The 12768-nt window shown below is 66.6% G+C and carries 9 protein-coding genes and 1 pseudogene; 2 read left to right on the forward strand and 8 right to left on the reverse strand.

Going from position 1 to position 12768, the window contains the following annotated elements:
* The first annotated feature begins 21 nt into the window (after positions 1-21).
* Positions 22-954, forward strand: coding sequence for a LysR family transcriptional regulator (locus SD196_RS15855; RefSeq protein ID WP_275611532.1), 933 nt, complete (start codon positions 22-24; stop codon positions 952-954).
* A 262-nt stretch (positions 955-1216) separates the two neighbouring features.
* Here SD196_RS15855 and SD196_RS15860 read toward each other — a convergent pair whose 3' ends face one another.
* From SD196_RS15860 to SD196_RS15895, 8 genes and pseudogenes are all read right to left on the reverse strand, one after another.
* Positions 1217-2344, reverse strand: a complete 1128-nt coding sequence (locus SD196_RS15860; protein WP_343573483.1) for an acyl-CoA dehydrogenase family protein — start codon at positions 2342-2344, stop codon at positions 1217-1219.
* A 21-nt stretch (positions 2345-2365) separates the two neighbouring features.
* Entirely contained in the window at positions 2366-3550 is a 1185-nt protein-coding gene (locus SD196_RS15865; RefSeq protein WP_416310401.1) for an acetyl-CoA C-acyltransferase, read from the reverse strand.
* A gap of 13 nt (positions 3551-3563) precedes the next feature.
* Positions 3564-4334 (reverse strand): 3-hydroxyacyl-CoA dehydrogenase, encoded by a 771-nt coding sequence (locus tag SD196_RS15870; RefSeq protein WP_331319741.1) that lies wholly within the window; start codon positions 4332-4334, stop codon positions 3564-3566.
* Positions 4335-4352: 18 nt separating this feature from the next.
* On the reverse strand, positions 4353-6017 hold the full coding sequence (locus SD196_RS15875) for an acyl-CoA synthetase (protein WP_343573477.1): 1665 nt from the start codon (positions 6015-6017) through the stop codon (positions 4353-4355).
* Between the two features lie 306 nt (positions 6018-6323).
* The gene (locus SD196_RS15880) at positions 6324-7079 is read right to left on the reverse strand and encodes a methyl-accepting chemotaxis protein (protein ID WP_416311748.1); all 756 of its coding nucleotides are present in this window, start codon (positions 7077-7079) and stop codon (positions 6324-6326) included.
* A 150-nt stretch (positions 7080-7229) separates the two neighbouring features.
* Positions 7230-8471, reverse strand: a pseudogene (locus SD196_RS15885) (chemotaxis protein); the annotation flags it as partial.
* Between the two features lie 80 nt (positions 8472-8551).
* A complete protein-coding gene (locus tag SD196_RS15890) occupies positions 8552-9568 on the reverse strand; it encodes an AraC family transcriptional regulator (protein WP_343573473.1) in 1017 nt (338 codons plus the stop codon).
* Between the two features lie 39 nt (positions 9569-9607).
* Positions 9608-11287 (reverse strand): AMP-binding protein, encoded by a 1680-nt coding sequence (locus SD196_RS15895; protein WP_343573471.1) that lies wholly within the window; start codon positions 11285-11287, stop codon positions 9608-9610.
* A gap of 512 nt (positions 11288-11799) precedes the next feature.
* Here SD196_RS15895 and pbpG point away from each other — a divergent pair.
* A complete protein-coding gene (pbpG, locus tag SD196_RS15900; RefSeq protein WP_275611524.1) occupies positions 11800-12732 on the forward strand; it encodes a D-alanyl-D-alanine endopeptidase in 933 nt (310 codons plus the stop codon).
* Positions 12733-12768: the final 36 nt, after the last annotated feature.

Below are 12768 nucleotides of genomic sequence, written 5' to 3' on the forward strand. Positions count from 1 at the left end.
AACTACAAGCGGAGCCCTGGAATGAACCTCAGCAAGGTCGATCTGAACCTGTTCATTGTCTTCGACGCGATCTACACCGAAGCCAACCTGACGCGCGCCGGACAGATCGTCGGCATCACCCAGCCCGCCGTCTCCAACGCCCTCGCCCGCCTTCGCGAAACCTTCAACGATCCGCTGTTCGTGCGTACCGCACAGGGCATGGTGCCCACGCCCATGGCGCAGAACATCATCGGGCCGGTGCGCAACGCGTTGCAGCTGCTGCGGGTCTCGGTGCAGGAAAGCCGCACCTTCACCCCCACCCAGGCGAACAAGACCTACCGCATCAGCATGACCGACCTCACCGAGGCCATCGTCCTGCCGCCGCTGTTCCAGCGCCTGCGTCGCCAGGCGCCGAACGTGCATATCGAGAGCTTCCTCTCCAAGCGCCGCGAGACCACCAAGGAACTGGCCGCCGGCCGCCTGGACTTCGCCGTGGACGCCCCGCTGAACACCGACCCGCAGGTGCGCCACGTCAAGCTGATGGAGGACCGCTACGTCTGCGCCATGCGCCAGGGCCACCCGCTGGCCAAGGACAAGCTGACGCTGGAGGAATACCTGTCGGTGGCCCACATCCAGATTTCCAGCCGCCGCAGCGGCCTGGGCTACGTCGACCTGTCGCTGGGCAAGATGGGCCTGCAACGCAAGATTGCCCTGCGCTCGCAGCACTACCTGATGGCTTCCACCGTGGTGCAGCAGACCGACATGGTGGTGACCGTGCCCGAACGCTTCGCCCGTCATCATGGCCTGCACTTCGTCAACCTGCCGGTGAACGACGTGCCCAAGCTGGAAACCCACCTGTACTGGCACGAAAGCACCGACCAGGACCCGGCCAACCGCTGGATGCGCGAGCAGATCATCGAGTTGTGCCAGCAGGTGACGGCGCGGGAAGCGCGCGAGGCGGCGGAGCGGGCGTGATAGTCCCGGCGATATCGATCGATGGGTATCGCTTCGCTCCACGCCACCCTAGGTTTCCCACGACTGGATCGCGTGATGCGGCTGACCTTGTAGGAGCGAGCTTGCTCGCGAACCGCCCAGCCGCAGAATTACCGGCGAGCACCGTTCGCGGGCAAGCTCGCTCCTACGAATAGCAATCAGTCCCGCCTGATAAGCCACCCGCAAACCCCGCCCTGCCGAAGTGCCTGTCCAACGAACAGGCCAGGGTTTGCGGGCGAACCTTTTACAGACTCCGTGCGATCACCAGCCGCTGCACGTCGCTGGTGCCTTCGTAGATCTGGCACACCCGCACGTCGCGGTAGATGCGCTCCACCGGATAATCCTGCAGATAGCCATAACCGCCGAGGGTCTGGATCGCGGCGGAGCACACGCGCTCGGCCATTTCCGAGGCGAACAGCTTGGCCATGGAGGCTTCGGTCAGGCATGGCAGGCCGGCTTCGCGCAGGCTGGCGGCGTGGTGGACCATCTGCCGCGCCACGGCGATCTCGGTGGCCATGTCGCTCAGGCGGAAGGCCACGGCCTGGTGCTGGATGATCGGCTTGCCGAAGGTCTCACGCTCGTGGGCGTAGTCACGGGCGTATTCGAACGCCGCGCGGGCCATGCCGACGGCTTGGGAAGCGATGCCGATGCGCCCGCCTTCCAGGTTGGCCAGCGCAATGGCGTAGCCCTGCCCCTCTTCGCCCAGCCGGTAGCTGGCCGGGATACGCACGTCGTCGAAGGCGATCTGGCAGGTGTCGGACGCGTGTTGGCCGAGCTTGTCCTCGACGCGCACCACGCGGTAGCCGGGCGTGTCGGTGGGCACGATGAAGGCGCTGATGCCCTTCTTGCCCGCCGCCGCATCGGTCACCGCGAAGACGATAACCACGCCGGCGTGGCTACCGGAGGTGATGAACTGCTTGCTGCCGTTCAGCACATAATGATCCCCGTCGCGGCGCGCGCGGGTCTTGAGGAAGCTCGCGTCGGAGCCCGCTTGCGGCTCGGTCAGGGCGAAGGCGCCGATCATCTCGCCACGGGCCAGGGGCACCAGGAACTGGCGCTTCTGCTCGTCGTTGCCGAACTTGGCGATGGGCATGCAGCCCACCGAGTTGTGCACGCTCATGATGGTCGAGCAGGCGCCGTCGCCGGCGGCGATTTCCTCCAGCGCCATGGCGTAGGCCAGGTGCCCGGTCTGCGCGCCGCCCCACTCCTCCGCCACCAGCATGCCGAGGAAGCCGAGGTCGGCCATTTCCTTCAGGGCTTCGGCGGGGAAGCGGTGCTCGCGGTCCCAGTCAGCGGCAAAAGGCTTCAACCGCTCCTGGGCGAACTGGCGGGCAACGTCGCGGATCTGGATGTCTTCTTCACTGGGAATCATGGAACTCTCCTAAGATCAGCCTCAGCTCAACCGCTCGACCGCGATGGCCGTGGCTTCGCCACCGCCGATGCACACGGCGGCGACGCCGCGCTTGAGGTCGTACTGCTTGAGCGCCGACAGCAGGGTCACGATGATCCGCGCGCCGGACGCGCCGATCGGATGGCCCAATGCGCAGGCGCCGCCGTGGACGTTGATCTTGTCGTGGGGGATGTCCAGCTCGCGCATGGCGGCCATGGCAACCACGGCGAAGGCTTCGTTGACCTCGAACAGGTCGACATCGTGCAGCGCCCAGCCGGTGCGTTGCAGCAGGCGGTTCACCGCGCCCACCGGAGCGGTCGGGAACAGGTTCGGCGCATCGGCGAAGGACGCATGGCCACGGATCGCCGCCAGCGGGGTGAGACCGCGCTTTTCCGCTTCGGACAGGCGCATCAGCACCAGCGCGGCAGCGCCGTCGGAGATGGAGCTGGAGTTGGCCGCGGTTACGCTGCCACCGTCGCGGAACGCCGGTTTGAGGGTCGGGATCTTGTCCAGTCTGGCCTTCGGCGGCTGCTCGTCCTGGCTGACTTCACGGGTTTCCTTGCCGGCCTTGACGGTGAGCGGAACGATCTCGTCGGCGAAGCGGCCGTCGCTCATGGCCTTCTGCGCGCGGGTCAGCGAGGCGATGGCGTAGTCGTCCTGCTGCTGGCGGGTGAAACCATACTTCTCGGCGCAGTCCTCGGCGAAGGTGCCCATCAGGCGGCCCTTGTCGTAGGCGTCTTCGAGGCCGTCGAGGAACATGTGGTCGAGCACCTTGCCGTGGCCCATGCGGTAGCCGCTGCGGGCACGTTCCAGCAGGTACGGCGCGTTGGACATGCTCTCCATGCCGCCGGCCAGGGCGATGCGGGCGCTGCCGGCGAGCAGCGCGTCATGGGCCATCATCGCGGCCTTCATGCCCGAGCCGCACATCTTGTTCACCGTGGAGCACGGCGTGCCACGCGCCAAGCCCGCACCCAGCACCGCCTGGCGCGCCGGGGCCTGGCCTTGCCCGGCGGAGAGCACGCAGCCGAGCACGGCGTCGTCCACTTCTTCCGCGCCCAGCCGGGCGCGTTCGACGGCGGCACGGATGGCGGCCGCGCCGAGGGTGGCGGCATTCACGTCCTTGAAGTCGCCGAGAAAGCCGCCCATGGGGGTGCGGACGGCGCTGACGATGACGATGGGATCGTTCATGAGCTTTCTCCTCTTACTTCGCGGCCATGCGGATGGCGCCGTCGAGGCGGATCACCTCGCCGTTGAGCATGGTGTTTTCGATGATGTGGCGGGCCAGCGCGGCGTATTCGTCCGGGCGACCGAGGCGCGGCGGGAACGGTACGCTGGCGCCGAGGGAGTCACGCACTTCCTGGGGCATGGCGGCCATCATCGGGGTCTCGAAGATGCCGGGGGCGATGGTCATCACGCGGATGCCCGAGCGCGCCAGCTCGCGGGCGATCGGCAGGGTCATGCCGACCACGGCGCTCTTGGAGGCCGAGTACGCGGCCTGGCCGATCTGCCCGTCGAAGGCGGCCACGGACGCAGTGTTGATGATGATGCCGCGCTCGCCGCCGGCGTCCGGCTCGTTCTGCGCCATGGCTTCGGCGGCCAGGCGCAGCATGTTGAAGGTGCCGATCAGGTTGATGTTGACGGTGCGGGTGAAGCTCTCCAGCCCGTGCACGCCGTTGCGGCCGATGACCTTCTCCGCCGGCGCCACGCCCGCGCAGTTGGCCAGGCCGTGCAGCGCGCCGAAGGTATCCAGGGCGAGCTGCACGGCAGCTTTGCCGTCAGCCTCGCTGCACACGTCGGTGCGGATGAAGCGCGCATTGGCCTCACCCAGTTCGGCAGCCTGGGCCGCGCCCGCTTCGGCATTGACGTCCGCCAGCACCACCTTGGCGCCGGCGCCCACCAGCATCTTCGCGGTGGCCGCGCCCAGGCCGGAACCACCGCCGGTGATCAGGAATACCTTGTTCTGGATCTGCATGAAGTCTCTCCGCTGGACTTAGTGAGCCGCCGCTTTCTCGGCCGCTTCGCGTTGTTTGGCGATCTCCTGGTTGCGCAGGAGGAAGCGCTGGATTTTGCCGCTGGGGGTCTTGGGCAGTTCCTCGACGAACTCCACTTCCCGCGGGTAGCTGTGCGCCGACAGTCGCTTGCGCACGTACTGTTGTAGTTCCTCGGCCAGCTCCGTGCTCGGCCGGTAGGACGAACAGAGCACCACGAAGGCTTTGACCAGTTCGGTGCGCTCCGGGTCCGGCTTGCCGATCACCGCCGCCTCGACCACCGCCGGGTGCTCGATCAGCGCGCTCTCGACATCGAACGGACCGACGCGATAGCCGGAGGTGGTGATCAGGTCATCGGCGCGGCCGACGAAGCTGATGCTGCCGTCCTCGTTCAGCTCCACGGTGTCGCCGCTCAGGTAGTAGTCGCCGACGAAGGCCTTGGTCTCCATGCCCTGGTAGCCGGCGAACCACATCAGCGGCGACTGGCGGCGGTCCATGGCGAGGATGCCGGGCTGACCGACCGGCAGCTCGTTGCCCTGCTCGTCCAGCACCACCACGCGGTGGCCGGGGATGGAATAGCCGGCGGCGCCCAGGTGCACGGGGTGCTCCAGTTCGTGGTGGTTGGCCAGCACCATGCCCAGCTCGGTCTGGCCGTAGTGGTCATGGATAGTCACGCCCAGCTCGCTGGCGAACCAGCGGATGACTTCCGGCGTCAGCGCCTCACCGGCACTGCTCACGGCGCGCAGGCGACCCTTGAGCGGTTTGGACACCGCCTCGCCCGCCGCGATCAGCAGGCGGTACGCGGTAGGCGAGCCGGCCAGGTTGGTGATGCCGTACTTGCGCACGATGCGGCAGGTGCTTTCCACCGTGAACGTGCCTTCGTAGAAGGTGATCGGGTGCCCTATGGCCAGCGGGCCGGTGACCCCGTAGTAGAGGCCGTAGGCCCAACCCGGATCGGCGAGGTTCCAGAAGGAATCCTCCTCGCGCAGCCCCACTGCATCACGCATGTAACCGACGAAGGCAACGATGGCCTTGAGCGGCACGGCCAGCGGCTTGGCCAGCCCGGTGGTGCCGGAGGTGAACATCAGCAGGAAGGTGTCTTCGCCGCTGCGCAGTACCGGCTCGAAGTCCGGCGAGTGGCGTTCCAGTTCGGCCCAGAAGCTGTAGTCGCCATGACGGATGCCCTGCCCCTTCGACCCACCGACGGTGACCTGCGTGGGTGCATTGGGCACTTCGTCGAGCTTGCCGCGGTTGGCGCCGTCGGTGACCACCACCTTGCTGCCGGCCAGCTTCACGCGGTGCTCGATGGCCTTGGGGCCGAAGGCGGTGAACAGCGGCTGGTAGACCGCGCCCAGGCGCCAGGTGCCAAGCACGGTGATGAGCAGTTCCGGGGTGCGCGGCAGCATGCCGGAGACCACGTCGCCGGGGCGCACGCCGAGGCTGTGCAGGAAGCTGGCGAAGCGGCCGGAAAGTTCTTTCAGTTGGGTAAAGGTGTAGGAGGCGCTGTCGCCGTCCTTGCCCTCCCAGAACAGCGCGACGCGGCCGGGAATGGCGTGGCGGTCGCAGCATTCGACGCAGGCGTTGAGGGCATAGAGGTTGCCGGCCAGGGTGGCGTCGGCGGTGGCGCGGTAGTCGAACTCGGCCGTGGCGGCGGTATGGGAACGCATCGCTTGGGACTCCCGGGTTGTTCTTGTTGGAGTTCCCTGATGTTCCCGCCGCGCAGGCGTGCGGGCAATGTCGAAAGCCGCCAATCTGGATGAGCGGATTGGACAGCGGTTGTGCTACTGGGGCGTTCCGTACGCGGGCTGCCCTCTCCCTAACCCTCTCCTTGAAGGGAGAGGGAACTGCTCGGAGCGCTCTGATAGCACTGCGCTTGCCGGCGGACTATGCACGTCGCATCACGCCGAATGGCTCCCTCTCCCTTCAGGGAGAGGGCTGGGGAGAGGGAAAAGCCCGAGCACCAACAGCAAGCATCAAACCCTGAACTGATCCATCAGCCCCTGCTGATGGTTCGCCAGCTTGTTCAGCGACTGGCTCACCTGCGCCGATTCCTGCGCCTGGCTGGACAGCGACTCGGTGACGTCACGAATCCCCGCCACGTTGCGGTTGATCTCCTCGGCCACCGCGCTCTGTTCCTCGGCGGCGCTGGCGATCTGCAGGTTCATGTCGGTGATCACGCTCACCGCCTCGCCGATGCGCTTGAGCGCAGCCACGGCCTGCTCGACCTGACTCACGCTGTCCTGCGCTTGGCGATGGCTGTTGCTCATCGCACCGACCACGTCGCGGGTGCCGTTCTGCAGGCCTTCGATGACCTGGCGGATTTCCTCCACCGAGTCCTGGGTGCGCCGGGCCAGGTTGCGCACCTCGTCGGCGACCACCGCGAAACCGCGTCCTGCCTCACCGGCACGAGCCGCTTCGATGGCCGCGTTGAGGGCCAGCAGGTTGGTCTGCTCGGCGATACCGCGGATCACCTCCAGCACCGAGCCGATCTGCTCGCTGCTCGCCGCCAGGCCTTCGACCTGGCTCATGGCGCTGCTCATGTCGCTGGCCAGCTCGTCGATCAGGCGCGTGGTGTTGTCGATCACGCTCAAGCCATCGCGGGTTGCACCGTCGGCGCCACGGGCTGCGTCGGCGGCCATGGCGGCACTGTTGGCGACGTCGTGGGCGGTGGCGCTCATCTCCTGGGAAGCGGTGGCGACCTGATCGACTTCGCGGAATTGCTGCTGCATGCCGGCGCTGGTCTGGCTGGCGATTTCCGAGGACTGGTCGGCGGTGGCGCGGGCGTCGTGTACCGAGGATTTCACGTCACGGATGATCGGCTGCAGCTTGTCGAGGAAGCGGTTGAACCAGCCGGCCAGCTCGCCCAGTTCGTCCTTGCCGGTGTAGTCCAGGCGCTTGGTCAGGTCGCCTTCGCCGCTGGCGATGTTGCGCAGCATGGCGGCGACATTGAGGATCGGCCGGGTCACCCCACGGGCGGTGAGCCACACCAGCAGCAGGCCGACCACGGCGGCGATCAGGCCGAACAGGGTCTGCCACAGCGCGCCGCTGGCGTTGCGTTCATCCAGCTGTTTCTGCAGTTCCAGCGCCGGCGCCAGCAGCACGTCCTGCGGTACATCGAGCACCACGGCCCAGGGCTTGGCGGCATCCGGGATCGGCAACAGGGGCTGGACCACGCGCAGCTGGCCATCCTTCTCCAGCACTTGCGGGCGGCCGCTGGCCTGCAGGGAAAGCAGCTCGGCCGCCTGGCTGGGAATGGCTTTTTCCAGCGGCTGGCCGAGCAGCGCTTCGTCGCTGCTGTAGCCGGAGAGCAGGCCGGCCGGGCTGACGATGCTGACGCTGCCGGCACCGTCGTACAGCTGCCGGTCGCCGTCGACGGCCAGTTGTTGCAGGCGGCTGAGGCTGATGTCGATACCGATCACGGCGATGACCTTGCCCTGGTCGAGCAGCGGGAAGGTGACGGTGGTCATCAGCACCTTGGTGCCCGAGGCGCTGTCGAAATACGGGTTGAGCACGCAGGCCTTGCGGGTCTGCAGCGGGCATTGCTGCCAGGTGTTGAACGGGCTGCCATCGAGCATCGGCGTGATGTCGGCGATCATCTCCTCGGTCACGGCGAGACCGGTCATTTCACCGGAGGCCTTCTGCGCCCAGTAGGCGCCGAAGCGGCCCTTCTCGTTGCTGCCGGCGTCGGCCTGGTCGTGGAACGCGGCGTCCTGGCCGTCCAGCGCGTCGGGCTCGAAGACCACGTAGAGACTGAGCAGGTCCGGGTTGCTCTTCAGGCCATCGCGCACCAGCAGGTTGAGGTCCTTGCGCACGCTCAGCGCGTCCGCGCCCTGCTTGGCGGACTGCTCGCGCAACTGGCTGACCTGGCGGGAGAACTGGTTGCCGAAGTGGTACACATCGGAGAAGAAGCGCTGGATGATCTCCGCCTGCTGCTCACTGCGAGCCTGCATCCGCGACTTGGCCGCGTCCTTGAGCATGTCGGCGTTGGCCGCCTTGATCAGTTGGGCGTCATGGTTCATCCGCAGCAACGAGAAGCCGACCAGCAGGCTGACGATGCAGAGCAGGCACAGGCCGGTCAGCAGCGTGATTTTCCACTGGATCGAAAGGCGGGACAGGGGCATGGAGTGGCGTCCTTGGGCAAGAGCGGTTCTGTGACGTTCTATCGGCTTGAAAGGCGGCTACTTGAACCGCCCTTTGAATTTCAAGGCTCCTGGCGCATCAGCGCGCGGTACTGCCCCGGCGTCGAGCCGGTCCATTTGCGGAAGGCCTTGTAGAAGGCGCTGGTGTCGGCGAAACCCAGTTCCTCGGCGAGATCGGCGAAGTTGCCGTCGCCGCTGTCCAGCCGGGCGATGGCGAGATCGCGACGCAGCTGGTCCTTGAGCGCCTGGTAGGACTGCCCTTCTGCTGCCAGCTTGCGACGCAGGGTCGAGGGCGCCATGTAGAAGTGCCCGGCGAGGGCGTCGAGGTCCGGCCAGCGCTCGAACTTCAGGCTGCGCAGGTAGGCCTTGGTGCGCGCGGCGAGGCTCTGCGGGTCGCGGTATCGCACCAGGATGTTGGCCGGCGCGCCGCTCAGGAAACGGCGCAGCTCGCGCTCGTCGCGGCGCACCGGCAGGTCCAGCGCCTCGGCGTTGAACAGCAGGCGCGACTGGCGGCGGGCGAAGCGCAGGTTCTCGGTGAACATCACGCGGTAGTCCGAGAGATAGTCCGGCTGCGGGCAGCGCAGTTCGATGGCGAGGATCGGGATGCGCCGGCCCACTAGCCAGCAGGCCAGGCCGTGCAGCATCAGCCACAGGGTGAAGTAGCAGAAGGCGCGCGGCGCGGGACCTTCGGGTTCGTCGAGGACGATCGCGGCGAAGCCGTCCTGGCGGCTCAACTGCGGGGTGAAATCATCGAAGATCAGTCCCATGAAGCGCAGCGCGGCGTTCAGCGCCGCTTCCAGGGTCGGCTCGCGGATCGCCGCGGCCGCCATGAAATTGAAGCTGCCCGACTTCATCCGCCGGGCATTCATGCCGAAGAACTCGTCGTCCATCGCCCGCGCCAAGCGCCGCCAGAGCCGCGCGTAGGCCTGGCTGGAAACCCGCGCGTAGGGCTTGTCGAACAGCTCGGCGGGAATGCCGGCGGCGACCAGCAGCGGTCGCTCGTCCCCGCCATGGCGACGAAACTCCGCCAGCGCCTCGCTCACCAGGCGGATGGAGATGGTGCCCTTTTCTACGCCCATGCCGCCTCGCGGACATGGGCGTGAGGGTGCATCGATCGATCAGCCACGCTTGCTGCGTACCTCTTCGATGCTGATCTCGCGCATGCGGAACTTCTGGATCTTGCCGGTCACCGTCATCGGGAAATCGTCGCAGAAGCGGAAGTAGCGCGGCACCTTGAAGTGGGCGATGGCGGCCTTGCAGAAGGCGCGCAGCTCGTCCTCCTCGACGCTGTGGCCGGGGTGGAACTTGACCCAGGCCACCAGCTCTTCGCCGTATTTCTCGTCGGGGATGCCGATCACCTGGGCGTCGGCCACGGCGTGGTGGGTGTAGAGGAACTCCTCGATCTCACGCGGATAGATGTTCTCCCCGCCACGGATGATCATGTCCTTGCTGCGACCAACGATGCGCACGTTGCCGGCGTCGTCCATCTCCGCCAGGTCGCCGGTGAGCATCCAGCGCGCCGGACTGATGGCTTCGGCCGTCGCCTGCGGGTTGTTCCAGTAGCCGAGCATCACGCTGTAGCCACGGGTGCACAACTCGCCGATGGTGCCGCGCGGGACGATGCGGCCATCGGCGTCGATGATCTTGCTTTCCAGGTGCGGCTGGGTGCGGCCAACGGTGGTGACGCGGGTTTCCAGGTCGTCCTCCGGGCCGGTCTGCAGCGAAACCGGGCTGGTCTCGGTCATGCCGTAGGCGATCTGCACCTCGGCCATGTTCATCTCGTCGATCACCCGGCGCATCACTTCGATCGGGCAGGTGGCGCCGGCCATGATGCCGGTGCGCAGGCTGGAGAGGTCGAAGTCGCGGCGATTGGGGTGGTCCAGCTCGGCGATGAACATGGTCGGCACGCCGTACAGTGCGGTGGCCTTCTCTTCCGCCACCGCTGCCAGGGTCGCCTCGGGCTCGAAGCTGGGCGCGGGGTAGATCATGGTGGAGCCGTGGGTCAGGCAACCGAGGTTACCCATCACCATGCCAAAGCAGTGGTACAGCGGCACCGGGATCACCAGGCGGTCGTGCTCGGTGAGACCGAGGCTGTCGCCGACCATCAGGCCGTTGTTGAGGATGTTGTAGTGGCTGAGCGTGGCGCCCTTGGGGAAGCCGGTGGTGCCGGAGGTGTACTGGATGTTGATCGGCTCGTCGAACTGCAGCAGCGCCTGGCGCTCGGCGAGTTCGGCTGCGGAAATCGCGACACCCAGCGGCGCCAGCTGGCTCCAGCGCAGGAAGCCGGCGGGCGCGCTGTCGGACAGGCTGATCACCCCGCGCAGCTCCGGCAGGCGCTCGCTGGACAGCTCGCCCGGACGGCCTTGCCCCAGTTCTGGCAGCAGGCCGGTGAGCATGCCGTGGTAATCGGAGGTCTTGAACGCATCGGCGCATACCAGCCAGCGGCAGCCGGACTGCTTGAGCGCGTACTCCAGCTCGTTGCTACGGTAGGCCGGGTTGATGTTGACCAGCACGGCGCCGACCTTGGCGCTGGCGAACTGGGTCACGCACCACTGCGCGCAGTTGGGCGCCCAGATCCCCAGGCGATCGCCGGGGCGCAGGCCCAGGGCGAGGAAGGCACGGGCAATGCCATCGACCACCTCGGCCAGTTCGGCCCAGGTGTAGCGCAGGTCCTGGTGGCGCACGACCAGGGCCTCGCGCTGCGGGAATCGCTCGACCGTGGCATCGAAGGCAGCGCCGACGGTCATGGCCAGCAGGGGCTTGTCCTGGCGGCCGCGGGTGTAACTCAGGTGGTTCATGGCTTTCCCTTGTTGTGCTTGTTCTGGGATCAACGCTGAACGTTCGACCACGGCGGAGACTGCAGCCGGGCTTGCTTGCAGGTGGCCGACCGGTCTGACCGACTGGTCGCGGGCTGCGAAGCATGTTTACGTTAACGTAAAGGTAAACGCAACCCCAGAGCACCGTCATCGATGCCGTACAGGCAATCCGTACATCGGAGGATAGCCAGTCACAAAGCGTGCCATCAGATGGAAAACCCATAGCTGACGAGGGTTTGACACGTTTTTCAACTACCGGGGCCTATCCTGTGCCGGTTGCATTTCGCAACAGCTGGAAAGCCGCCCGCCCCGCGCTGCCACCGACTATCCGCGCACCTGGCCGACCGTCGAACACGCTGTCTCAAGCCGTCGCAAAGTGATACAGCAGGTTCCTCACGCCGCCAGGTGCGCAGGATCGGGGCATGAATTAAAATCCGGCGAAATTACCTACATGGATGTAGAGAATTTCCCACTCACGCCTGCGAATCACATTCATGACTAGTCGTCGTTCGATACTGAGCCTGCTGTTTGCCTGCGCCGCTGTTGTCTGCACATCGAACTCCCTCGCCGCCACGCCTCCCAAGGCGACACAACCCAATCAACTGGTCCTGGCCTCCGGCAGCGCGCTGGTGGTGGACCTGCAGACCGACAAGGTCATCTACTCCAGCAACCCCAACCTGGTCGTGCCCATCGCCTCGGTGACCAAGCTGATGACCGCGATGGTGACGCTGGACGCCAAGCTGCCGATGAACGAGATGGTCACCGTCGACATCTCCGAGACCGCCGAGATGAAGGGCGTGTTCTCCCGCGTGCACCTGGGCAGCCAGATCAGCCGCGAGAAGATGCTGCTGCTGGCGCTGATGTCCTCCGAGAACCGTGCCGCCGCCAGCCTCGCGCACAGCTATCCGGGCGGCTCCAAGGCCTTCGTCGCGGCGATGAACGCCAAGGCCAAGTCCCTGGGGATGAACCACACCCACTACGTGGAGCCCACCGGCCTCTCGATCCATAACACCTCCAACGCCCAGGACCTGATCCGCCTGGCCAAGGCCGCCTACACCTACCCGCAGATCCGCCAGATGAGCACCACGGCGACCAGCGACGCGCGCTTCAGCAAGCCCGGTTACTCGCTGAGCTTCTTCAACACCAACCCGCTGGTGCGCAACGGCAAGTGGGACATCCGCCTGACCAAGACCGGCTTCACCAACGACGCCGGCCACTGCCTGGTCATGGTCACCATGATGAACGGCCGCCCGGTCGCCCTGGCCTTGCTGGATGCCTTCGGCAAGCGCACCCACGTGGCCGATGCCGGCCGCATCCGCCGCTGGGTGGAAACCGGCAAGGCCTCGCCGGTGCCCGCCGTCGCCCTGCAGTACAAGGCCCAGCGCAACCAGGCCCGCGCAACCAGCGTCACCGCCACCACAGAGTAATCCCCTGGCTGGCGGAGTCCGCTCCGCCAGCCGCCT

The sequence above is a fragment of the Pseudomonas macauensis genome (genome assembly GCF_047902425.1).
Classification (GTDB): Bacteria; Pseudomonadota; Gammaproteobacteria; order Pseudomonadales; family Pseudomonadaceae; genus Pseudomonas.